Raw genomic sequence first — 21,640 nt, 5'->3', positions numbered from 1 at the left:
CTTCGCAAATCCGCGGCATCTCGCGGGTCGGCGGTCAGCGGACCCGCACATCGCCGCGGGTGAATGGGAGAGGAGAGCCCTCAGCCGCGGCACCATGCCGGTCGACGGTCACCGGACCCGCACATCGCCGCGGGGGAATGCCGCTGCTCAGCCGCCCAGGCCCTTCCACGCCGTCGTCCCGTCGGCCTCGACCTGACGCTTCCACACCGGCAGGTCTGTCTTGATCGTCTCGATGAGCGTCCGGCACACGTCGAACGCCTCGGCCCGGTGCGACGACGCGACGGCGATGACCACCGCGAGGTCTCCGACGGCGAGGCGCCCGACACGGTGGCTCACGGCGACGAGGGCGCCGGTCTCGCCGATCGCCTCGGTGGCGAGACGCCGCAGGGTCTCTTCGACGTCGGGATGCGCGGTGTACTCGAGCGCGACGACCGAGGTGGCGGCATCCGGATCGTGATCTCGCACGCGCCCGACGAACGTCGTCACGGCCCCGCACGCCGGGTCGTCGACCGCGGCCAGGTGGGCCTCGAGGTCGAGGGCCCGATCGCTGATCGTCGCGAGACGCACGCCGCTCATGAGTGGTCTCCGCCCGCGAGCTGATCGATGACGTGCCGCGCCACCGAGAGGATGACCGGCATTCCGGATGCCACGGCCTTCGGCGATCCCGGAAGGTTCACGATCAGAGCACCCGCCGTCACGCCCGGCACCGGGTCGACGACCCCGGACAGTCCCCGCGAGATCATGCCGCCCGGCGTCTCGGCAGCGCCCAATCGCCGGAGCTCCTCGGCGATGCCCGGAACCGGGCGTCCGATCACCCGGGCGGTTCCCTCGGGCGTCTCATCGCGCGGCCCGACACCCGTGCCGCCCGTCGTCACGATGAGACGCGCCCCGCCCGCGAGCACGGCCAGGAGGGCCCGCTCGACGCTCTCGGCGCCGTCGGGGACGACGATCGGCTCATCGCATTCGAAGCCCGCGCGGACGAGTTCCGCTACGGCCGCAGGACCGGCGGTGTCGGGGCGGTCGCCCGCCGCGGAGCGGTCGGACACCGTGATGACGGCGGCGGCGTAGCTCATGCCTTCAGCCTACGAGCCCCTGCCCTCCGCGGTGGCGGTGATGCGATTGGCCATCCCGCGGAAGATGAAGCCGTGGAACGGCAGGACCGCGAGCCAGTAGAGGCGCCCGCTGAGCCCGCGCGGGAAGAACACCGCTCTCTGGTCATAGCGCGACCCATCGCCCTCCGGGCTGGCGCGCAGCTCGAGCCACGCGCCGCCCGGGACCTTCATCTCGGCCCGGAGCCGCAGCATCCGTCCCGGTTCGATCGCCTCGACCCGCCAGAAGTCCAGCGCGTCGCCGACCTCGAGGCGGGAGCGGCTGCGTCGGCCGCGCGCGAGGCCGACGCCGCCGACGAGCTTGTCCATCCAGCCGCGGATGGCCCACAGGAGCGGCTGCGAGTACCAGCCGTTGACGCCGCCGATGCCCTCGATGACCGCCCACAGCCGCGCCGGGTCGGCGCTCGTGTGCGCCGTGCGCGCGTCGGTGAAGACGGTGCGCCCCGCCCAGTCGGGGTCGCTCGGAAGCGGGTCGCTCGGAACGCCGAGCACCTCGGCGTCGAGCCAGCTCGTCTCGACGCGGTCCTCGCTCTCGCGGCCCAGGGCGAGGTCCACCGCGCGGCGATACGGCGTCAGGCCGCCCTCCGGCGGCGGGATGATGGCGTCGATGTCGCGGTTCTTCACGACGCAGTCGTTCTGCAGCGACTCGACGAGGGGGCGGGCGATCGAGCGAGGGATAGGCGTCACGAGATTGACCCAGTGCGAGGCGAGGCGAGGCGTCAGCACCGGCAGCGCCGCGATCGCCCGCTGGGGAAGCCCGGCCTCGACGGCGTAGCCGTTCATCATCTGCCCGTAGCGCAGGACGTCGGGTCCGCCGATGTCGACGGCGCGGTTCACGTCGGGTGCGACGCGTGCGGCCGCGAGGAGGTAGTAGAGGACGTCGCGCACAGCGATCGGCTGGATGCGGTTGCGCACCCACTTCGGCGCCGGCATGTACGGGAGCACCTCGGTGAGGTGCCGCACCATCTCGAACGACGCCGAGCCCGATCCGATCACGACTCCGGCCTGCAGCACGAGGGTCGGCACGCCCGATGCGAGGAGGATCTCCCCCACCTCGACGCGCGAGCGCAGGTGCGGCGAGAGGTCGGCGTCGTCCGGGTGGAGCCCGCCGAGGTAGACGATGCGCGAGACGCCGCCCGCACCCCTATCGGCTGTCGCCTCGGACGCGGCATCCGTCGCCGCCTCCGTCCCTCGCGGGCGAGTCGCGGCGGCCGCTTCGGCCACGGTGCGCGCGGCCGCGCGGTCAGCCTCCTCGAACTCCTTGCCCGACGACATCGAGTGGATGAGGTAGTAGAGCACGTCGACGTCCTGGACGGCTTCGGCGAGCGCGGCGGAGTCCGCCGCGGCCCCGACGACCACCTCGACCCGCTCGGACCACTCGAACGTCGAGACACGCGTCGCATCCCGGGCGAGGACGCGCACACGATATCCCGCCGTCAGCAGCCGAGGAACGAGCCTGCCGCCGATGTACCCGGTCGCGCCGAGCACGAGCGCCCGCGGCGGCTCACCGTCGGCGCGAGCGATGGCGCGGAGGGCGGGTTCCTGGCCGGACGGCGAGGCGATATCGGTCACGCGAGCGACGCTACGTCGTGACGGATGCCTCGGCCAGATCTTGCGTCCGGCGCAGGCTCGTGCTTCCCGGCGCACCATGCGGCCTCGGCAGGCGACGGCACACCACCGCCGGACGAGGACGCCGGGCTAGCCACGGTGCTCGAGCCGGACGACCACCGACTTGGAGGTCGGGGTGCCGCTCACGTCGGCGACCGAGTCGAGCGGCACCAGGACGTTCGTCTCGGGATAGTACGCGGCCGCGTTCCCTCGCGGCGTCCGATACGCGACGACGCGGAACTCCTCGGCGCGACGCTCCTGCACCACGCCGTCCGGACCCACCCACTCCGAGACGAGGTCGACGATCTCGTCCTCTTCGAAGCCGAGCGCGCGGATGTCCTTGGCGTTGACGAGCACGACACGCCGCCCGCCGTGGATGCCGCGGTACCGGTCGTCCTTGCCGTAGATCGTCGTGTTGTACTGATCGTGCGAGCGGAGCGTCTGCAGCAGCAGCCGTCCGCGCGGGATGCGGGGATACTCGAGCGCGTTCACCGTGAAGCGGGCCTTGCCGTCGGCCGTCGCGAACGTGCGCGCATCGCGAGGCCCGTTGGGCAGGTGGAGCGTGCCGCCCTTGTCGATGCGCTTCTCGTAGTCGTCGAAGCCGGGCACGACGTTCTCGATGTGGTGGCGGATGAGGGCGTAGTCCGCTTCGAGCGCCGCCCAGTCGGCACGCGGCGCGTTCGCGGGGCGACCGGATGCCGGAACCTGCGGCGCGGCCGCCTCCTCGGCGGGCGAGCGCTCGACCTGCTCGCGATCGATCTGCTCGAGATCGTGCACGCCCGTGCCCACCGGCGTGGGCTCGGCCGAGGCATCCGTTCTGAAGACGAGCGCCGAGAGCCGAGCGACGATGGCGACCTCGCTCAGAAGGTCCTCGGCGGGCGGCGCGAGCCGCCCCCGGGACGAGTGCACGGCGCCCATCGAGTCCTCGACGGAGACGCGCTGCTCGACGCCGCCTCGGCGGTCGCGGTCGGTACGGCCGAGAGTCGGGAGGATGATCGCGCGCTTGCCCGTCACGACGTGCGAGCGGTTGAGCTTCGTCGACACCTGGACGGTGAGGTCGACGTTCCGCATCGCCGGCTCGGTCACCCCGGTGTCGGGGGTGGCGAGCACGAAGTTGCCGCCCATGCCCATGAAGAAGCGTACTTTCCCGTCGCGCATCGCCCGGATCGCCTGCACGGTGTCGTAGCCGTACTCGCGCGGGGCGGAGAACGAGAACTCGGCGTCCAGCGCATCGAGGAACGCCGTCGACGGCTTCTCGTAGATGCCGACGGTGCGATCGCCCTGCACGTTGGAGTGCCCGCGGACCGGGCAGACGCCCGCTCCCTTTCGGCCGATGTTGCCCTGCAGGAGGAGCAGGTTCACAACTTCGCGGAGCATCGGGACGGAGTGCTTGTGCTGCGTCAGCCCCATCGCCCAGCACACGATCGTCGCCTTCGAGGTACGCACGGCCTCGCCGACGCGGCGGAGCGTCTTCTCGGGGAGCCCGGTGGCCTGGACGAGCTCGGACCACGAGGCATCCGCCATCGCCTGCCGATAGGCCTCGAAGCCGCTTGTGTGGTCGTCGATGAAGGCGCGATCGAGCACCGCCTCACCGGTCCCTGAGCCGGTCGAGGGGTCGGCCTCCAGCAGGTGCTTGCCGATCGCCTGGAAGAGCGCCTGGTCGCCGCCGAGGCGGATCTGCACGAACTGATCGGCGAGCTTCGTTCCGCCGAACGCGACTCCCCGCACCGTCTGCGGGTTCTCGAACCGCATGAGCCCGGCTTCGGGCAGCGGGTTCACGGCGATGATCTTGGCGCCGTTCTGCTTGGCCTTCTCGAGGGCGCTCAGCATGCGCGGGTGGTTCGTCCCGGGGTTCTGCCCGGCGACGATGATCAGGTCGGCCTCGTAGATGTCGTCGATCGAGACCGTCCCCTTGCCGATGCCGATCGTCTCGGTCAGGGCGGATCCGGACGACTCGTGGCACATGTTCGAGCAGTCGGGAAGGTTGTTCGTGCCGAGGCCCCGGACGAGCAGCTGGTACAGGAACGCCGCTTCGTTGGAGGTGCGCCCGGACGTGTAGAAGACGGCCTCGTTCGGGTCGTCGAGCTTCTTCAGCGCGGACGCGATCTCGTGGAGTGCGTCGTCCCACGAGATCGGCCGGTAGTGCGTCGCTCCCTCTTCGAGCACCATCGGCTCGGTGAGGCGGCCCTGCTGCCCGAGCCACCAGTCGTCGTGCCTCTCGAGGTCGGCGAGCGAGTGCTCGGCGAAGAACTCCGCGCCGATGCGGCGCAGCGTCGCCTCCTCGGCGACCGCCTTCGCGCCGTTCTCGCAGAACTCGGCGATGTGACGGTGGTCGTTCTCGGGCCAGGCGCAGCCCGGGCAGTCGAAGCCGTCCTTCTGATTGACCCGCAGCAGCGTCTGGACGCTGCGCGTGATGCCCATCTGGTCGTTGGACATCTGCAGCGAGCGGATCACGGCGGGCACGCCGACCGCGACCTTCTTCGCCTTCCCGTGTGTGACCTTCGACTCGTCGATGTCGGCGGTGGGTGCGGGCTTGGCCATGCTGTCTACCGGTGCTTCCTCGCGTGGCGTCCGGCCGGGCGGACGATGCCGCGGCCTCTCTCCATGCTAGGTCGGTGCCGGTGCCCGGGATCCGGAACCTATCGCTGAACGGGAGCGGTTCAGCGGCGGCCCGTGCCGAAGACTCCCCGGATGACCCCCGACAAGATCGTCTGCGTCGACTTCGAGTTCAGGATCGACTCGAGGGGCGACTTCCGCTGGGCCCGCGACGTGCGTGTCGTACCCGACGTCTTCTTGAGGATCCGGTCGTACTCGGCCCGCGCCCTCTTCTCGGCGGCGGCCTGCTGCTTCTCGATCGCGGCCTGCTGCTTGGCGTACTCGGCATCCGCCTTCGCCTTCGCGAGCGCCGCCGCCTCCGCGGCGGCCGCCTCGGCGGCGGCGTTCATCTTGGCCGTGAGGATCTCGCGCGCGGACTGGGGATCGACGGCGGTGCCGTACTTCGCCAGGAGCGGGGATGCCGCGACCGCCGCGCCGATCTGCGCTTCGGGCGTCGGCGACATGAGTCCTTGCGGCGCGCGCAGGCGCGTCCATGCGACGGGCGTCGGCGCACCCTTCTCGCTCATGACGGTGACGATCGCCTCGCCCGTTCCCAGCTCCTGAAGCGTGCGCTCGAGGTCGTAGCCCGACTTCGGATAGGTCCCGACCGTCGCTCGCAGGGCCTTCGCGTCATCCGGGGTGAACGCACGGAGGGCGTGCTGCACGCGCGAGCCCAGCTGAGCGAGAACGTCGCCCGGCACGTCCTTGGGCGTCTGGGTCACGAAGAAGACGCCGACGCCCTTCGAGCGGATGAGGCGGACCGTCTGCACGATCGCCGCCGTGAAATCCTTCGAGGCGTCCTTGAACAGGAGGTGCGCCTCGTCGAAGAAGAACACGAGCTTGGGCTTGTCGAGGTCGCCCACCTCGGGCAGGATCTCGAACAGCTCCGCGAGCAGGTACATCAGGAACGTCGAGAACAGCGCCGGCTTATCGGCGACACCGGGCACCTCGAGGAGCGAGATGATGCCGCGACCGTCGGCCGCCGTCCGCAGGAACTCGCCCACCTCGAACTCCGGCTCGCCGAAGAACACATCAGCGCCCTGATCCGCGAACGTGATGAGCTCGCGCAGGATGACGCCGGCCGTCGCGGCCGACAGCCCACCGAGGGTCTTCAGCTCAGCCTTGCCCTCGTCGCTCGTGAGGTACGTGAGCACGGCGCGGAGGTCCGAAAGGTCGACGAGCGCCAGCCCGTGCTCATCGGCGTAGTGGAAGACGAGGCCGAGGCTCGACTCCTGCGTCTCGTTGAGGCCCAGCACCTTGCTCAGCAGCAGCGGCCCGAACCCGCTCACCGTCGCCCGGACGGGCACCCCCTTGCCGATGCCGCCGAGCGCGAAGTACTCGGTGACGGATGCCTCGGGCTTCCAGTCCTGCCCGATCGCCCGCGTGCGCGCGAGGAGCTTCTCGTTCGGCTCGCCGGGCGTCGCGACGCCCGACAGGTCGCCCTTGATGTCGGCGGCGAAGACCGGCACGCCCTTCGCGGCGAGCTGCTCGGCGAGCCCCTGCAGCGTGCGGGTCTTGCCCGTGCCCGTGGCACCGGCGACGAGCCCGTGGCGGTTCATCATGCCGAGCGGGATCCGGATCTGCGCCTCCGGCACAGGATCGCCGTTGACCAGCGCCCCGAGGTCGAGGGTCGTCGCCTCGAAGGTGTAGCCCCGGACGATCGCGGCCACGGCGTCCGTATCGAGAGGACCGGTGGTCGCAGTCGGGTGCACGGGCGCAGGATTCGGTTCCTGAGTGGTCGGAGCCTCCGTCGGCGCTCCCGCGGGCCCCAATGCCGACTGCTCCACCGTCGCGGGCGCAGGTGCCGCGTCCACTGGCGCCGCGGGCCCGGTCCCGGAACCCGGCGCTCCGCCCGCGGCTCGCGCCTTCGCAGCCTCCGCCTCGGCGGCGGCCAGGGCCGCCTTCGCCTGCGCGGCCTTGAGCTGGGCCTCGGCGGCCTCGGCTTCGGCGCGCAGCCGGGCGAGCTCGGCTTCGGCGGCGGCGACGGCGGGATCGGTGGCGGCGGGGTCGCTCATGCGCTCAGCCTAGCGACGGCCCGTTGCGCCGAGCCGGGTCATCCAGCGCTGCGCGTGAGCGCGGCATCCGCGCGTCTGAGACGCGGATCGCGCGCCATGAGGGGGAGGAAGAGGGCGGCGAGCAGCAGGGCCACTCCCGTGCCCACCATCGCCCCGCCGAGGGTGTCGCTCAGCCAGTGCGCGTGCAGATAGGTGCGGCTGAGTGCCATGAGCAACACCCAGACGACACCGCCGATCACGGTCCAGATCGAGGGGAAGATCACCATGAGAGCGACGGCAACCGTCGCGGCATTCGCCACGTGTCCCGACGGGAACGAGCCGAAGTCGCTCAGCACGATGATGTCTTCGGGACGCGCGCGACCGAAGGTGTGCTTGAGGATCTGCACGAACATGGCCGAGGCCACCGAGGCGGCGATGAAGTACATCGCAGCCCACGGCCTTCGGAGGAACAGCAGGATGCCCCCGACGACGATGGGCACGACGAAGACGCCGAACCACCCCCCGCCCAGGAAGTTCATGACGAACGAGAAGGTCGTCATGAAGTGGGAATGCCACGCCGCGAGCGTCTGGTCCCACCAGACGTCGATCGCGAAGGGCGGGTCTCCGCGGAAGAGGATCCACCCCCCGAGGCCTGCCGCGCCTGCGATGAGCACGATTCCGACCACGATGAAGGGCAGCCGCTGCGGGAAGGCGGCGTCCCTGCTCGGGGGCTGCCCCACCGCGGCGCGGATCTCCTGACGGTCCATCGGCCCATTGTGGCCCTGTCGTCCAGAAGGATGCTTCCCCTTGCGCTTCGGCGTGGCGTCGTGCAACTGCCGGGACGCCGCCCGCCCGAAGAGCGTCGCTGTCGCCGCGCCGGACGCGAACACCTCGCGAAGCGCGCGCGATACGGCAAGGATGACGGCATGAGCGCCGTCGTCGACACCGTCCGCGCGGTCATCGCGCCGCTGAGTCGCACCCGCGTCTTCCGACGCTTCATCGGGCCTCGCCTGCTTCCTCCCATCGAACGGCTCCTGGCCCGGCTGACGCGCGGCCGGGTTCAACTGAGCGCACTGCTCGTGCCGTCGCTGGTCCTGCACACCACCGGCGCGAAGTCGGGCGAGCCGCGCGATGCGCCGCTCATGTACACGCCCGACGGCCGCGGGCGGGCGATCGTCGCGGGAACCAACTTCGCCGGCGCACGGCATCCCGCGTGGACCCAGAATCTGCTCGCTGACCCCGACGCCGAGACCACTGTGCGCGGACGGCGCATGGCGGTCCGCGCGACCCCGATCCCCGACGACGAGCGCGACGAGACGTGGGCGCTCATCGAGACGCAGTGGCCCGGGTATCGCAACTACGAACGGGAGTCCGGGCGAGCGGTCCGGCTCTTCCTGCTGCAGCCGGTGCGTCGCGAGCCGGCCGCGGTCGGATAGGGCGAAGCGTTACGGAGCGAGGCGCTCGACGGTGCGGGGACGCACGACGAACCAGAGCGACAGAACGGCCACGACCGCACAGGCGGCCATGACCGACGCCATCGTCGTCGGCGTGATGCCGGCATCCCGCGCGATCCAGCCGACGAGCGGTGAGATGAGGCCGGCGACCCCGAAGTTCGTGAACCCGATGATCGACTGCGCCGTACCCGCCGCCTTGCCGTGGCGGTCGAGTGCGAGCACCTGCACGCACGGGAAGGTGAAGCCGCACGCCGTCATGAAGAAGAAGAGCGGCACGATGGTTCCCCAGATGCCGAAGCCCAGCTGGTCGGTGACGATGATGGCGGATGCCGCAACTACGAGCACGGCGGTCGACCAGGCCAGAACCCACTGAGGCCCGAAGCGCGCCGCGAGACGGGAGGCCGTCTGCACGCCGAGCACCACGCCGAGGGAGTTGACGGCGAACAGCATGCCGTACTGCTGGGCGTCGAAGCCGTAGTCGAGCTGGAACAGGAACGACGACGACGAGAGGTAAGAGAAGAGTCCACTGAACGTCATGCCGCCGATGATCAGGACGCCGATGAAGACGCGGTCGCTCAGGACGCCGCGGTAGCGCTGCCAGACGGTGGTCGAGCCCTTGCCGCCGTGGCGGCGTGCGGGCGGAAGGGTCTCGGGCAGGAAGATCGTGGCGCACACGAGCATGACCGCGCCGTAGACCGCGAGCACGACGAAGACGCCGCGCCACGGCATGACCAGGAGCAGGGTCGACCCGACGAGCGGCGCGAGCACAGGCGCGACACCGGAGACCAGGGCGAGGCGCGACAGCATCACCACGAGACGGCGCCCGCCGAAGAGATCGCGCACGATCGCCGCGGCGACCACACCGCCGGCCGCAGCACCGGCCCCCTGCACCACGCGCGCGGCGGAGAGGAGCTCGAGAGTCGGCGCCATCGCGGCACCGAGACTCGCCAGGACGTGGAGCGCCGTGACCGAAAGGAGCGGCACCCGCCTTCCCACCTTGTCGGACAGCGGACCGACGATGAGCTGCCCGAGGCCGAAGCCGATCATCGTGCCGGTCAGAGTCAGCTGGATCGCCGCGGCGGTCGTGTTGAACTCGGCCTCCAGAACGGGGAAGGCCGGAAGGTAGAGGTCGATCGTGAAGGGCCCGAGAGCCGTGAGTGCGCCCAGCAGGATGATGTAGAGCGTGCGGCGCCGCTTGGGGATCGAGTCCCCGGGGTGAAGCATGATCGGCGCGGTGGCCGGGTTGGAGCCGAGCGTGCGGATGGCGCCCGTCGACGACGGGAGTCGCACGGAGCCGGTGGAGGGCCGGGGCTCGTTCGGCGCACGCGTCGGGGCGGGGGGCGCCGGGGCGGCCGGCGCCGCAGCGGTCACGGCATGGGTGTGGGCGGCGGGCTTCTGCGTGGGGATGGAGGCGGTGTCGAGCAAGGCGTATTCACTTCGGTGACGATGGAGCGGGACGGCGCGTCGACACCGCGTACGGTTCAGGCGCAGGAAGAGGGCTGGCAGAGCGACGGGGGACGCGCGGAGCAGAAGAATCGACAGACCGAATCGATTCGGAGGATCAGTTTACCGGACTGGATTCGCGAGCCCGCACATGTCGGTCGCAGTCCGGACCTAGCGGAACCAGGTTGTCGGCGCCCTCTCAGACCCGAACCCATGCACTCGAATAGGCTGGGCCTGTTTCCTGCCCCTGCCCGAAGAACCTTCGCGGGCGCCCGAGCCGAGATCATCGAGATGACCCCGACAGCACCCGACGAGAAGCGCGTGAGCGGCAACCCCGCCACGCAGGCGAAGATCAACACCACCGTCAAGCAGCAGCGCGAGCAGAAGCGCCAGGAGAAGCTGGCCGAGTACCAGAAGCAGCTCGCCAAGCGCAAACGAGGCAAGATCGTGTGGTGGGCCGTCGGCTCCGCGGCGGCCGTGCTCGTCATCGCGGCGATCGTCGCATCGATCGTGTTCGCGCCGAAGCCCCCGCCCACCTACGAGGCGGGCGGCACGGGCGCCGACATCGAGGGCGTCGAGACCTTCGAGAACGAGACGTCGCACGTCGAGGGAACGGTCGACTATCCGCAGAGCCCGCCCGCGGGCGGCCCGCACAACCAGGTGTGGCTCAACTGCGGCATCTACGACCAGCCCGTTCCGAACGAGAACGCCGTCCACTCCCTCGAGCACGGCGCCGTCTGGGTCACCTACGACGCCGCCAAGGTGTCCGGCGACGACCTCGCGACTCTCAAGTCGTTCCTCCCATCGAGCTACGTCATCCTCTCCCCCTACGAGGGGCTCGAGTCTGCCGTCGTGCTGTCGAACTGGAACCACCAGCTGAAGCTCGACGACGTCGACGACCCGCGCATCGGACAGTTCTTCGAGGAGTACTGGCGCAGCGCCGATGTGCCCGAGCCCAGCGCCCTGTGCTCGGGCGCGCTGGATGCGCCCGGCAAGGTCTCCTGACGCCATGACCACGGCGGGGTCTGACGAGGGCGGCGCGCCCGAATCGATCGAGCCCGCCGATCCTCCGTACTCCGCCGAGGCCGAGGCATCCGTCCGCCCGCGCTGGTGGGTCTACCTGCTCGTCGGGATCGGGATCGCCGCCCTCGCCTTCGCGATCGGCCGGTTCTCGACCTTCGGCACCGCGGAGACGGCGGCCGGGCCGAACCCCGCCGACATCGGCTTCGCCCGCGACATGCAGGTGCACCACACGCAGGCGATCGAGATGGCGATGGAGATCTACCGCAAGACCGACGACGAAGACGTGCGGCGCATGGCATACGACATCGCAACGAGCCAGGCCGGCCAGCGCGGCGAGATGTTCGACTGGCTCGTGCAGTGGGGTCTGCCGCAGACGGGCGGGCCGCTCATGGCCTGGATGACGGATGCCTCGGCCGGCCATGCCGGCCACGGCGGCGCCGCGACGAGCGGGACGGCGACAGATGCCGAACTGCGCGCCGCCATGGGGATGGCGACGGATGACGAGATCGCCGAGCTCCAGGACGCGACGGGGTCGGCAGCCGACTGCCTGTTCCTCGAGCTCATGATCCGCCACCACGAGGGGGCGATCCCGATGGCGCAGGCCGTCATCGAGCTCGGCAGCGTGCCGCGCGTCAAAGCCGTCGCCGAGAAGATCGTGCAGGGGCAGCAGGCGGAGATCGACGCGATGACCTCGATGCAGCTGCGGCTCGGCTGCTCGTCCTGACGTCTCTCGGCCTAGAGGCCGTGGAGTCCCGCGATCGTGGAGGTCACACCGCAGCAGCGCACAAGTGGCGGCGGCACCGCGTAAGAGAGGGTCGGCGCCCCCGGCCGCCGACCCTCTCTCAGCTCTCGATCCGCGCTGCGTCAGCCCTTCGTGGATCCCGCGAGGAGACCTCGCACGAAGTAGCGCTGCAGCGACAGGAAGACGATGAGCGGCACGACGAGCGCGATGAACGCGCCCGCGGTGAGCAGATACCAGTCCTGCCCGCGGCTTCCCGTCATCTCGGCCAGCAGCTTCGTGATCGGCGCGACCGCGCCGTCGGCGTAGATGAGGGCGACGAGCAGGTCGGCCCACACCCAGAGGAACTGGAAGATCGCCACCGCCGCGATGGCCGGCGTCGTGAGCGGAAGGATGATGCGGAAGAAGATCTGGCCGTGCCCGGCGCCATCGATGCGCGCCGCCTCCATGACCTCGCCCGGGATCTCCGAGACGAAGTTGTGGAGCAGGTAGATGATCAGCGGAAGGCCGAAGATCGTATGCGCGATCCACACCTGCGCGTACCCGGCCTGGCCGATCGCCTGGATGATCGGGAAGCCGAAGATCGTGCCCTTCGAGAAGAGCAGCAGAAGCGGCACGAGGGCCATCTGGATCGGGACGATCTGCAGCGCGAAGACCCCGATGAACAGGATGTTCTTGCCTCGGAAGTCCATCCACGCGAAGGCGTAGGCCGCCAGCATCCCGATCGTGATGGGGATGAGCACGGCAGGCAGCGTGATCGCGAACGAGTTCACGAACGCCTGTGCCATGTTCAGCTGGCTGTTGCCCGACTGCAGCGCTTCGGCGTAGTTGTCGAACGTCCAGCCCCAGTTCTGGAAGATCGTCCACCAGCCGGTGGTCTGGATCAGCTGGGCCGGACGGAAGGACGAGATGAACAGGCCGAAGGTGGGGATCGTCCAGGCGATCGCGATCAGGATCGCCACCGCGGTCGCCCAGCGCGAGGTGAGCCGGCGCTTCGTGCGGCGCAGCGGAGTCTCGAGCTGCGCTTCACCGCGCTTGATGCGGCGGGCGTCCTGGTCGTCGATCGGGAGATCGATGGGTGCGACGGTCATCAGCGGAGCTCCCTCTGCTTCTTGAGCTGGATCGCGTTGTACACGATGATCGGGGTCACCAGCAGGAACAGGATCACGGCGAACGCTCCCGAGCGGCCGGCCTCGAAGCTGCGGAACTGCGTGTAGACCTCGTTGGCGAGCACCGAGGTGTTCGAGGCGCCCGCCGTCATGGTGCGGACGATGTCGAACACCTTCAGCGAGCCGATCGAGATCGTCGTGAGCACGACGATCAGCGCACCGCGGATGCCCGGGACGATGACGTTCCAGAACTTCTGCCAGCCGTTGGTGCCGTCGAGCTCGGCCGCCTCGATCTGCTCGGTGGGGACGCCCTTGATGGCTGCCGACAGCAGCACCATGGCGAAGCCGGTCTGGATCCAGATGAACACGACGATGAGGAACAGGTTGTTCCACGGCTCGACCGACAGGAAGTTGATGGGCTGACCGCCGAACCACACGATCACCTGATTGAGGAAGCCGATCTGCTCGCCCTGCGGCGGACGGTACGTGTACATGAACCGCCAGATGATGGACGCGCCCACGAACGAGATCGCCATCGGCAGGAAGACGAAGATCTTGTAGTACTTCTCCCCGCGGATCTTGTCGATGAAGTACGCGTAGGCGAGGCCCGCCGCCGTCGAGACGATTGGGGCGATCAGCACCCACAGGACCGTGTTGATGATGACGCGCACGTTCTGCGGGTTGGTGAAGATCCAGACGTAGTTGTCCCAGCCCACGAACTGCGTGCTCGACGAGTTCATGAACGACTGCACGGTCGTCTGGATCGTGGCGACCACGAGCCCCACCCCCACGAGGAGGAGCGCGGGGGTCAGGAACCCGACGAGCTGGAAGAGCGATCCCTGACCGCCCTTGGCGCGCCGGTCGAGGAAGAAGAAGAGAAGGCCGAGCACCGCGGCCGCGCCGATCGCCCACTGGTACGACTGCAGCAGCCAGAGCACGAGGGCCGGACCGAGTACGCAGGCGGCCAGGCGGATGATCGTGTACATCCGACCCGGTCGCGGGGCGATCTCGATGAAGAACAGGATCAGACCGACGACGATCACGAAGACGCCGACGACGATCGGGATCTGCAACCAGGGCGACAGCGTGCTCAGCCACTGGAAGAACGAGGAGACGGACATGGGTTCCTTTCGAGTGCTTCGGTGGACTCGGGAATCACGGAAGTCCGGCGAGGGGTGAGAAGCGGAGCCGCCCCGGTGGACGGCGCGGCTCCGCTCTCACTCGCCGATCAGCTCGAGGGCCAGCCGGCCTGGATCTGCTCCAGGACCGTGTCGGTCGGCGTGCCGTTGACCCAGTCGATCATGCCCTTCCAGAACGTGCCCGCACCCACTGCCGAGGGCATCAGGTCGGACGCGTCGAAGCGGAAGGTCGTCTCGTCGCTCTGAAGGATGCGGATGGCCTCCTTCAGGATGTTGCTCGAGGCGTTGTCCGGGTCGAGGCCCTTGTTGGCGCTGATGACACCGCCGAGCTTGACGCGGCTGTTCGCCCAGTCCTCGCTCGACAGGTACTCCTGCACCTTCTGCGTCGCCTCGTCGTCGCTGAACGCGCCGACGATCTCGCCACCACCGGTCACGACGTCACCGGAGGCGTCGCCTCCGCCGAAGCCAGGCGTGAGGAACGCCCAGATGTCGCCGTCCTCGGCGACCGTGCCACCCGCGTCGGTGATGAAGCCGTCGTAGAACGAGGCCTGGTGGTGAAGCACGCAGTCGCCCTTCACGAGCGCCGATGCCGGGTCGCCGAAGGGCGTCGTCACGATCGTGCCGATGTCACCGAAGCCCGCGTTGACGTACTGCGGGTTCAGGGCGATCTTCCCGAACTCGTCGAACGCCGACTTGATCTTCGGGTCGGTGAAGGGCACCTTGTTGGCCACCCAGTCGTCGTAGACGTCGGTGCCGGACTGGCGCAGGACGATGTCCTCGATCCAGTCGGTGCCGGGCCATCCGGTCGCGGCATCCGATCCGAACCCGATGCACCACGGCGGCTTGCCCGTGTCGGCCTGGATCTGAGCGGTCAGGTCGAGGAGCCCCTGCCAGTCGCTGGGCACCTCCCAGCCCTTCTCGGCGAAGAGCTTGGGCGAGTACCAGACCCAGCCCTTGACGCTCGCCATGAGCGGCGCGCCGTAGAGCGTGCCGTCGACGGTGCCGTAGTTGGCCCAGTCCTCGGTCCAGTTCTTCGCGACGTTGTCGGCGACGGCCTGCGGGGCCTCCTTGAGGTAGCCGCGCTTGGCCATGTCGGCCATCAGACCGGGCTGCGGGAAGATCGCGATGTCCGGTGCGTTCCCGCCCTGGGCGCGCACGGCGATCTGCTGCTCGAACTCCTTCGACGACTCGTACTTGATGTCGATGTCGTTCTCCTTCTCCCAGTCCGCCCAGGACTGTTCGAGGAGTTCGGCCTCGGTGTCGGCGATCGTGCCGTAGATCGTGACGGTGTTGTCGCCCGAGCCACCACCTCCCTCGTTCGTCTGCCCCGGTCCGCCGGAGCATGCCGCGAGCGCGAGGCCCGTCATGCCCAGGACCGCGGCTGAGATGAGGACGCGTCCTCGTCTCAATGTCTTCATGAGTCCTCCTCTTCGAGTGGTGCAGGGACGCTGATCCCTTGGAAGCGGGCACGGGAAGTGCGGAACCGCTTCCATGGCTCACGCTAGGCGATTTCCCGGCCGGCGCACAATCAACTCATAATCACAACTGCGTAACCGTGCTCCGGCGGACGTTTACCTGGGCGAAGTCGACCCGGCATCCTGGAATCGGTTCCAGGGGCTGCGGAATTCGCGAGCGAAGGTGCTCGGCGGGGCACGGTCCACGGGACGGCCCGCTCGGAGAGGAGTCGCATGGCCGGGATCGCGGATGTCGCTCGCGCCGCGGGCGTCTCGAAGGCGACCGCCAGCCGGGCGCTGACGGGGAGCGGCTACGTCTCGGAGGCCACGCGCGAGCGCGTGCTCGGGATCGCGGCATCCCTCGGCTATGTCGCTTCGACGGCCGCCGTGAGCCTGGCGACGGGCCGCAGCCAGAACATCGGTGTGGTCATGCCGTACGTGAGCCGGTGGTTCTTCGCGGAGGTGCTCGAGGGCATCCAGGACTCGCTGCTCCGCCACGGCTACGACCTGACGCTCTACGACGCGCGCCCCGGCACCGAGGGCCGCCGGCGCGTGTTCGAGGACTTCCTGGCCCGCAAGCGGTTCGACGGGCTCATCGCCGTGGGCCTCGAGCCGAGCGACAACGAGCTCGAACGACTGGTCGCCATCGGGTGCCCGCTGGTGAGCGTCGTGGGCCAGAACGGCCGGACGAGCGTCGTCGCGCTCGACGACGAGCACGCCGCGCGGCGCGCGACCGAGCACCTCGTGGAGCTCGGCCACACGAGCATCGCGTTCCTCGGAGGCGGGGGTCCGCACTGGGCGCACGTCGACCATGTGCGGATGCTCGGCTACGAGGCGACGATGACGGATGCCGGGCTCCGCCCGTCGCACATCATGTCGGCCGTGACGATGCCCGGCGGGTACGCGGCGGCCGTCGACCTCCTGGGCGACTCTCGGCGCCGCCCGACGGCGATCGTCGGCGCGTGCGACGAGGTCGCCATCGGCGCGATCATCGCCGCGCGTCGACTGGGACTCCCCGTGCCCAGCGCGCTCAGCGTCGTCGGCATCGACAACCACGAGTACGCGGAGATGTTCTCGCTGACGACGCTCGAGCAGTCCCCGCATGCGCAGGGCTCGCAGGCCGCCGAGCTGCTCCTCCGCCGCCTCCGTGAGCCCGGTGCGCCGATCGAGCACGTCCGGCTGCAGGCGACCCTCATCGTGCGGAACTCGACCGCTCCGCCGCAGGGTGTCCCCTCGGTGGCCGTGGGCGCGGGCGCGGCTCCCTCCGCCTAGGTGGGGGCATCGGCGCGCCGGCCCGAGCGGCGTCAGCATCGCCGTCCTTCGCGTCCGGCGACGATGCCATGACGAAGGCCCCGGGTACCGAGGTACCCGGGGCCTTCGTGCTTCGCGAGAGCGAGATTACTTGAGGGTAACCGTCGCGCCGGCCTCCTGGAGGGCGGCCTGAGCCTTCTCGGCGGTCTCCTTGTTGGCGCCCTCGAGGACGGCCTTGGGAGCACCGTCGACGACGGCCTTCGCCTCACCGAGGCCGAGCGAGGTGAGCTCGCGGACGACCTTGATGACCTGGATCTTCTTGTCGCCGGCGGCCTCGAGGATGACGTCGAACGAGTCCTTCTCCTCGACCTCTTCGGCGGGGGCGCCACCGGCCGGCGCGCCAGCGGCGGCAACGGCGACGGGGGCGGCGGCGGTGACGTCGAAGGTCTCCTCGAACGCCTTGACGAACTCGCTGAGCTCGATGAGCGTGAGCTCCTTGAACGCGTCGAGCAGCTCCTCAGTGCTGAGCTTTGCCATGATGATTCTCCTTGATTGGGGTTGTGCCTAGCCGGGCCCTTATCAGGCCGCGGACTCCTGCTTCTCGCGCAGCGCGTCGACCGTGCGGACGGCCTTCGACGGAAGCGCATTGAAGACGTATGCCGCCTTGGTCAGCGAGGCCTTCATCGCACCGGCGAGCTTCGCCAGCAGGACTTCACGGCTCTCGAGGTCGGCGAGCTTGTTGACCTCGTCCGCGCTCAGGGGGTTTCCGTCGAAGAAACCGCCCTTGATCACGAGAAGAGGGTGTGCCTTGGCGAAGGCACGCAGACCCTTCGCGACGGCGACCGGGTCGCCGTGCACGAACGCGATGGCCGACGGACCCTTGAGGTCGTCGTCCAGCGACGTGATCCCCGCGTTGTTCGCGGCGATCTTGGTGAGCGTGTTCTTCACCACGGCGTACTCCGCGTCCTGACGAATGCTGTTGCGCAGCTCCTTGAGCTGGGCAACCGTCAGACCGCGGTACTCGGTCAGCAGAACGGCGGTCGAGTCCTCGAAGTTCTTCGTGAGCTCGGCGACCGATGCTTCCTTCTGCGCCATGGCCACTCCTTGTGTGTACGAGACGCTCCGCGGTGGCGGGGCGTCGGCCGAGGCACCCAGTCGCCCTGCGAATGAGAAAAGCTCCGGCGCAAGCGCACGGAGCTTCATTCCTGATCCAGGAAGTTCGTTCGTACACCTGCGCAGGCCCTGCATTCGCAGTGCTTCGATCTCGGTGCGCAAGCGCACGTCGATGACCGGCGGTCTTCGGCTTGTCACCAGTCTACGGGATGCCTCTCCCCTCCCCAAATCCATCCCCGACCCCGTTTGGTCGAGATCGTACGTAGTCGCCGAAACCACACGAGGTGCGCGGAAAGAACGTGTGAACTCGGCGGGATCGTATGTACTCGACGCACGGCGGAGGGCTCACTCAGAGGGAAGCAGGATGCCGAAGCCGGCGAGGCGCGCCGCGAGCGCTTCGGTCGTCTCTATGTGCGGACCCTCGACCCGGACCAGACGCTTCTGTGTCACGCCGCGGATCCAGTCCTCGCGGCGCTTCTCGTCGAGAACCACCTGATCGAGTGAGCGGCCGGAGCGCATCGACTCGTCGAGATACTTCCCTTGACCGTCGAACTCGACGAAAGTACGGGCGTCTTCGATCTCGAGGTCTACGAAGTACTCCCCGCCGCCCGGTGCGGCGATCGGCACCTGGAGTTCGAACCGGGTCCATCCGAGACGGGCGAGCTGGAGTCGCGTGACGCTTTCGCCGGGGAGCTCAGCCCGGCCGTCGGCGAAGCGGATCACCTCTTCGGCTTGGCGTATGCCGCGCGCACCTCGTGCTCGGGCGATGCGCTCCAGCATCCCAGCCCGCCACTGTTCGGCGGCGGCGGAATCGTACCGCCGCCCCACGACGGAGACGCGGCGCAGTGCGGCATCGGCGAAGGCGACGGCGGTATCGCGGCCGACGACTCGGACGACGTCGGAAGTGGTGCGCGCGAGAGTTGTGCACGGGATGCCGTCACGCACCTCCACATCCTCCTCGGGAAGCGGCTCGCAGTGACGGAAGAGTCCCGGTCTGCTCGTCGACCGGGCGGTGGGAGGGAAGGTCGCGTGCACTCGTGCTGGCGTGCACCGGTAGAGCGGCAGACCGTGCGCAGCGCCCGCGGACACGTACGACTGCACTCCGCCGCCCTCCCGCATCTCGCTGTGCACTGCGACCACCTCGAGGAGGTGACGCGACTCCGGCCAGAGCTGGTCCCACAGCGACTGCAGGACGTACCTGTTGCGCTGCAGCCGCCGCATCCGGCCCGATTCGACCGCTCGCCGGATCGCCCGATCGCTCCACCCGTTGTCCTGCAACTGCGCCCGCGTCCGAACTGACGCACGTGCTTCCGAGGGTGAGAGGTGCCGTCCCATCCTCACAAACTCTCGGACCCACGCTTGCCGCCAAGGTCGAGGATTCGATCTGTGAACAATGCCTGGCCGCCGCCCTCTTGTGCAGGACCCAGCCGACCAAGCCGACCGTACTCGTCTACCTCCCGATCTGTGCTCGGCGAGAACGTACGCACTCGCCGAGATCACAGGGTGCTGACCTCAAGAACCTGTGCTCTCGGCGAGGACGTACGTACTCGACGCCGGAGGGAGGCACGAAGAGCGAGGGGACGAAGAGCAAGGAACGAGGCGCTCGGTCAGCTGCGCGAGGGCGTGATGTCGATCTTGTGGCCGTGGGCGTCGGAGAGCGTCCACCACCGCGGCGCCTGACTGTCGTCGGCGATCGTGCCGCCGGCGGCGAGGACGGCCGCGACACGCGCCTCGGCCTCGTCTCGCGGCACGACGATGTCGAGGTGCGAGCGCCCGCGCAGCGGCTTGTCGATCTTCTGCATCCAGATGAGCGGACCGCGGCCGGAGGGGTCGCGCAGTTCCGTGTCGCTGATCGCGTCGTAGCCCGTGGCCGCCTTCCAGAACGGCATGATCGCCGCGGGGTCCTCCGTCGCGATCGCGAGCATGAGCCGCTGCGGGGTCGTGACGTCCACCTCGACGCCGAGGTCGCGCGCTGCCGCGGCGATCTGCTGGGCCAGCGCGACGTCCTTCCGCGTCAGCCCGTTCGCGGAGTGCGTGAAGAGGTGCACGCTGACCTGGCGGTACCGCACGTCGACGTCCGGATGATGGTCCGCCGTCTCGGCGAGAGCGGCGATGGCCGAGAAGAGCCGGGCACCCGTCGCGAAGTTCCGGGTGGTGTAGGTGATGTGGGCTCCGTTCGCGCCGGCGCGCCACCCGTCTGCACCCGCTGCCGCACGGAAATCCGCTGCACTGATCGTGTCCATGCGCCCGACTCTTCCACCTCGTGCCGACACCGCAACCCCGTTGCGGACGGCCCGGGCGTGGCAGGTCGGTGCACGTCGGCGACGCGGCGTACGGTGGATGACGTGACACCCGAACTCGCCGCTCGCATCGTCGCGGACTCCCGCGATCGGGTCGCGTGGGTGCGGGCGAGGTCGCGCGGCATCACGGCAACGGATGTCGCGACCCTCACGTCGGCGAACGCGATCCCCCGCGCCGCCGACGCCAAGCTCATGGGGTCGGGCTTCTCCGGCAACGCCTACACGGCGCACGGCCGTGTGCGCGAGCCCGAGATCGCCCGCTGGGTCGCGGCGACCCACGGCATCCAGCCCTCGACGGCCCTCTTCCACGCCGTCGTCGAGAAGCGCCACCTCGCGACTCCCGACGGCATCGGCCTCGACCACGGCGGGCGCGTGATCCTCGCCGAGATCAAGACGACCAACAAGGAATGGCGCAGCATCCCGCGCTCCTACCTGCGCCAGGTGTGGTGGCAGCAGCACGTGCTCGGCGCCGAGCGGACGCTCGTCGCGTGGGAGGAGCACAGCGACTTCGTCCCCGTCGACGACGAACCGCGCTGCGCCTGGGTCGACCGCGATGAAGCCGAGATCGCCAAGCTCGTGCGGCTCGCCACTCTGCTCATCGACGAGCTGCACCGCCGGCACCTCCTCAGCCGTGCGAAAGACGCGGGACGGATGCCGCAGCCCGAGGCTCCGCGTCAGCCCTTCCGCGCCCTGGCTCTGGCCGACTGACCCGCACCGCACGTTGCCTCACCGGAGGGTCGTCACGGTCTTCGCGGTCGCGTCCCACACGCGCAGGCCCGTCGCCTGACCTGCGATCGGTCGCGCGTCGAGCGCTTCGAGCGCCTGCGCCACCTGCGGCGCGGACATCCGGCGCGCCAGGGTCACATGCGGAGTCCAGTGATCGGGCCCCGTGTTGGCGTAGTGCGGCTCCGGTGGCCCGACGATCCGCGCGATCTCCCGGTGCAGCTCGAGGAGGGCAGCCGAGACGATCACCTGCCGTGCGAGGACGAAGCGGTCGCGCCCGAAGAGCAGCATGCCCCCGAGCTCGATCTCCAGCGGCAGAGCGTCCGCGACGGAGGAGAGGGTCGAGGCATCCACCCTCTCCCGCACGGCGAGCGTCACGTGCGGCCGATTGCTCGGAGCGGTCTGCCGCCCGGCGCTCGGCAGTCCCGCCTCGACGAGCCGTGTCCACTCGTCGCGCACCGCGCGCTCCGAGCCGGGATCCAGGAGGAGCTCGACGCTGAACATCCCCCCATCCTCCGCCGCGCGACACGAATCGCGGACGCGGGAATAGTTGACAGATGTCAACGACTTACATATAGTTGACATT

The 21,640-nt window shown here is 69.3% G+C and carries 20 protein-coding genes; 5 read left to right on the top strand and 15 right to left on the bottom strand.

The features are described from left to right. Positions 1 to 147 precede the first annotated feature (147 nt). The 6 genes from G5T42_RS10440 to G5T42_RS10415 all read right to left on the bottom strand — a co-directional run bounded on the left by G5T42_RS10440 (position 148) and on the right by G5T42_RS10415 (position 8,073). Positions 148 to 576 (bottom strand): molybdenum cofactor biosynthesis protein MoaE, encoded by a 429-nt coding sequence (locus tag G5T42_RS10440; RefSeq protein ID WP_165128318.1) that lies wholly within the window; start codon positions 574 to 576, stop codon positions 148 to 150. Continuing rightward, positions 573 to 1,073 (bottom strand): MogA/MoaB family molybdenum cofactor biosynthesis protein, encoded by a 501-nt coding sequence (locus tag G5T42_RS10435; protein WP_165128316.1) that lies wholly within the window; start codon positions 1,071 to 1,073, stop codon positions 573 to 575. Before G5T42_RS10435 ends, G5T42_RS10440 begins: the two co-directional genes overlap by 4 nt. Positions 1,074 to 1,082: 9 nt before the next feature. Continuing rightward, positions 1,083 to 2,681 carry an SDR family oxidoreductase gene (locus G5T42_RS10430; protein WP_165128314.1) on the bottom strand — a complete coding sequence of 533 codons (1,599 nt, stop codon included), beginning with the start codon at positions 2,679 to 2,681 and terminating at the stop codon, positions 1,083 to 1,085. A 126-nt stretch (positions 2,682 to 2,807) separates the two neighbouring features. Then, a complete protein-coding gene (locus G5T42_RS10425) occupies positions 2,808 to 5,258 on the bottom strand; it encodes an FdhF/YdeP family oxidoreductase (RefSeq protein WP_165128312.1) in 2,451 nt (816 codons plus the stop codon). Between the two features lie 119 nt (positions 5,259 to 5,377). Next, a complete protein-coding gene (locus tag G5T42_RS10420; protein ID WP_165128310.1) occupies positions 5,378 to 7,327 on the bottom strand; it encodes a helicase HerA-like domain-containing protein in 1,950 nt (649 codons plus the stop codon). A gap of 38 nt (positions 7,328 to 7,365) precedes the next feature. Further along, a complete protein-coding gene (locus G5T42_RS10415; protein WP_165128308.1) occupies positions 7,366 to 8,073 on the bottom strand; it encodes a phosphatase PAP2 family protein in 708 nt (235 codons plus the stop codon). Positions 8,074 to 8,232: 159 nt separating this feature from the next. Here G5T42_RS10415 and G5T42_RS10410 point away from each other — a divergent pair, with 159 nt between their 5' ends. Further along, complete coding sequence (locus G5T42_RS10410) at positions 8,233 to 8,742, top strand: nitroreductase family deazaflavin-dependent oxidoreductase (protein ID WP_165128306.1); 510 nt, start codon at positions 8,233 to 8,235, stop codon at positions 8,740 to 8,742. A gap of 9 nt (positions 8,743 to 8,751) precedes the next feature. Here G5T42_RS10410 and G5T42_RS10405 read toward each other — a convergent pair whose 3' ends face one another. Then, positions 8,752 to 9,984, bottom strand: a complete 1,233-nt coding sequence (locus G5T42_RS10405) for a multidrug effflux MFS transporter (RefSeq protein WP_241246063.1) — start codon at positions 9,982 to 9,984, stop codon at positions 8,752 to 8,754. Positions 9,985 to 10,494: 510 nt separating this feature from the next. Here G5T42_RS10405 and G5T42_RS10400 point away from each other — a divergent pair. Continuing rightward, on the top strand, positions 10,495 to 11,208 hold the full coding sequence (locus G5T42_RS10400; protein ID WP_165128304.1) for a DUF3105 domain-containing protein: 714 nt from the start codon (positions 10,495 to 10,497) through the stop codon (positions 11,206 to 11,208). A 4-nt stretch (positions 11,209 to 11,212) separates the two neighbouring features. Further along, the gene (locus G5T42_RS10395) at positions 11,213 to 11,950 is read left to right on the top strand and encodes a DUF305 domain-containing protein (RefSeq protein WP_165128302.1); all 738 of its coding nucleotides are present in this window, start codon (positions 11,213 to 11,215) and stop codon (positions 11,948 to 11,950) included. A 140-nt stretch (positions 11,951 to 12,090) separates the two neighbouring features. On the opposite strand, the gene G5T42_RS10390 is transcribed toward G5T42_RS10395, so the two are convergent. The 3 genes from G5T42_RS10390 to G5T42_RS10380 form a co-directional block, all read right to left on the bottom strand. Beyond that, on the bottom strand, positions 12,091 to 13,056 hold the full coding sequence (locus tag G5T42_RS10390; protein ID WP_165128300.1) for a carbohydrate ABC transporter permease: 966 nt from the start codon (positions 13,054 to 13,056) through the stop codon (positions 12,091 to 12,093). Next, positions 13,056 to 14,195 carry a sugar ABC transporter permease gene (locus tag G5T42_RS10385; protein WP_165128298.1) on the bottom strand — a complete coding sequence of 380 codons (1,140 nt, stop codon included), beginning with the start codon at positions 14,193 to 14,195 and terminating at the stop codon, positions 13,056 to 13,058. Before G5T42_RS10385 ends, G5T42_RS10390 begins: the two co-directional genes overlap by 1 nt. Positions 14,196 to 14,302: 107 nt before the next feature. Further along, positions 14,303 to 15,631: an ABC transporter substrate-binding protein gene (locus G5T42_RS10380; RefSeq protein ID WP_165128296.1), complete on the bottom strand. Its 1,329-nt coding sequence runs from the start codon at positions 15,629 to 15,631 to the stop codon at positions 14,303 to 14,305. A 270-nt stretch (positions 15,632 to 15,901) separates the two neighbouring features. Between G5T42_RS10380 and G5T42_RS10375 the strand changes: the two genes are divergently transcribed. Next, positions 15,902 to 16,939: a LacI family DNA-binding transcriptional regulator gene (locus G5T42_RS10375; RefSeq protein WP_165128294.1), complete on the top strand. Its 1,038-nt coding sequence runs from the start codon at positions 15,902 to 15,904 to the stop codon at positions 16,937 to 16,939. A gap of 126 nt (positions 16,940 to 17,065) precedes the next feature. Here G5T42_RS10375 and rplL read toward each other — a convergent pair whose 3' ends face one another. The 4 genes from rplL to G5T42_RS10355 form a co-directional block, all read right to left on the bottom strand. After that, a complete protein-coding gene (gene rplL / locus G5T42_RS10370; protein WP_165128292.1) occupies positions 17,066 to 17,455 on the bottom strand; it encodes a 50S ribosomal protein L7/L12 in 390 nt (129 codons plus the stop codon). A 42-nt stretch (positions 17,456 to 17,497) separates the two neighbouring features. Beyond that, positions 17,498 to 18,013 (bottom strand): 50S ribosomal protein L10, encoded by a 516-nt coding sequence (gene rplJ, locus G5T42_RS10365; protein WP_165128290.1) that lies wholly within the window; start codon positions 18,011 to 18,013, stop codon positions 17,498 to 17,500. Positions 18,014 to 18,376: 363 nt separating this feature from the next. Next, the gene (locus G5T42_RS10360) at positions 18,377 to 19,252 is read right to left on the bottom strand and encodes a hypothetical protein (protein ID WP_165128288.1); all 876 of its coding nucleotides are present in this window, start codon (positions 19,250 to 19,252) and stop codon (positions 18,377 to 18,379) included. 386 nt (positions 19,253 to 19,638) lie between these two features. Then, the gene (locus G5T42_RS10355; protein ID WP_165128286.1) at positions 19,639 to 20,274 is read right to left on the bottom strand and encodes a 4a-hydroxytetrahydrobiopterin dehydratase; all 636 of its coding nucleotides are present in this window, start codon (positions 20,272 to 20,274) and stop codon (positions 19,639 to 19,641) included. 102 nt (positions 20,275 to 20,376) lie between these two features. On the opposite strand from G5T42_RS10355, the gene G5T42_RS10350 reads away from it, so the two are divergent. Then, complete coding sequence (locus tag G5T42_RS10350) at positions 20,377 to 21,039, top strand: YqaJ viral recombinase family protein (protein ID WP_165128284.1); 663 nt, start codon at positions 20,377 to 20,379, stop codon at positions 21,037 to 21,039. 18 nt (positions 21,040 to 21,057) lie between these two features. On the opposite strand, the gene G5T42_RS10345 is transcribed toward G5T42_RS10350, so the two are convergent. Next, positions 21,058 to 21,558 (bottom strand): 2'-5' RNA ligase family protein, encoded by a 501-nt coding sequence (locus G5T42_RS10345; protein ID WP_165128282.1) that lies wholly within the window; start codon positions 21,556 to 21,558, stop codon positions 21,058 to 21,060. Positions 21,559 to 21,640: the final 82 nt, after the last annotated feature.

The sequence above is a fragment of the Microbacterium sp. 4R-513 genome (genome assembly GCF_011046485.1).
Lineage (GTDB): Bacteria > Actinomycetota > Actinomycetes > Actinomycetales > Microbacteriaceae > Microbacterium.
Note: the sequence above shows the minus strand (reverse complement) of the source record. Positions and strands in the feature narration are given on the sequence as shown.

Bases quoted from the DNA above. Each gene is read 5' to 3' on its own strand.
- G5T42_RS10440 (WP_165128318.1), bottom strand. From the start codon at position 576: ATGAGCGGCGTGCGTCTCGCGACGATCAGCGATCGGGCCCTCGACCTC.
- G5T42_RS10435 (WP_165128316.1), bottom strand. From the start codon at position 1,073: ATGAGCTACGCCGCCGCCGTCATCACGGTGTCCGACCGCTCCGCGGCG.
- G5T42_RS10425 (WP_165128312.1), bottom strand. From the start codon at position 5,258: ATGGCCAAGCCCGCACCCACCGCCGACATCGACGAGTCGAAGGTCACA.
- G5T42_RS10420 (WP_165128310.1), bottom strand. From the start codon at position 7,327: ATGAGCGACCCCGCCGCCACCGATCCCGCCGTCGCCGCCGCCGAAGCC.
- G5T42_RS10415 (WP_165128308.1), bottom strand. From the start codon at position 8,073: ATGGACCGTCAGGAGATCCGCGCCGCGGTGGGGCAGCCCCCGAGCAGG.
- G5T42_RS10410 (WP_165128306.1), top strand. From the start codon at position 8,233: ATGAGCGCCGTCGTCGACACCGTCCGCGCGGTCATCGCGCCGCTGAGT.
- G5T42_RS10405 (WP_241246063.1), bottom strand. From the start codon at position 9,984: ATGCTTCACCCCGGGGACTCGATCCCCAAGCGGCGCCGCACGCTCTAC.
- G5T42_RS10400 (WP_165128304.1), top strand. From the start codon at position 10,495: ATGACCCCGACAGCACCCGACGAGAAGCGCGTGAGCGGCAACCCCGCC.
- G5T42_RS10395 (WP_165128302.1), top strand. From the start codon at position 11,213: ATGACCACGGCGGGGTCTGACGAGGGCGGCGCGCCCGAATCGATCGAG.
- G5T42_RS10390 (WP_165128300.1), bottom strand. From the start codon at position 13,056: ATGACCGTCGCACCCATCGATCTCCCGATCGACGACCAGGACGCCCGC.
- G5T42_RS10385 (WP_165128298.1), bottom strand. From the start codon at position 14,195: ATGTCCGTCTCCTCGTTCTTCCAGTGGCTGAGCACGCTGTCGCCCTGG.
- G5T42_RS10380 (WP_165128296.1), bottom strand. From the start codon at position 15,631: ATGAAGACATTGAGACGAGGACGCGTCCTCATCTCAGCCGCGGTCCTG.
- G5T42_RS10375 (WP_165128294.1), top strand. From the start codon at position 15,902: ATGGCCGGGATCGCGGATGTCGCTCGCGCCGCGGGCGTCTCGAAGGCG.
- rplL (WP_165128292.1), bottom strand. From the start codon at position 17,455: ATGGCAAAGCTCAGCACTGAGGAGCTGCTCGACGCGTTCAAGGAGCTC.
- rplJ (WP_165128290.1), bottom strand. From the start codon at position 18,013: ATGGCGCAGAAGGAAGCATCGGTCGCCGAGCTCACGAAGAACTTCGAG.
- G5T42_RS10360 (WP_165128288.1), bottom strand. From the start codon at position 19,252: ATGCGGCGGCTGCAGCGCAACAGGTACGTCCTGCAGTCGCTGTGGGAC.
- G5T42_RS10355 (WP_165128286.1), bottom strand. From the start codon at position 20,274: ATGGACACGATCAGTGCAGCGGATTTCCGTGCGGCAGCGGGTGCAGAC.
- G5T42_RS10345 (WP_165128282.1), bottom strand. From the start codon at position 21,558: ATGTTCAGCGTCGAGCTCCTCCTGGATCCCGGCTCGGAGCGCGCGGTG.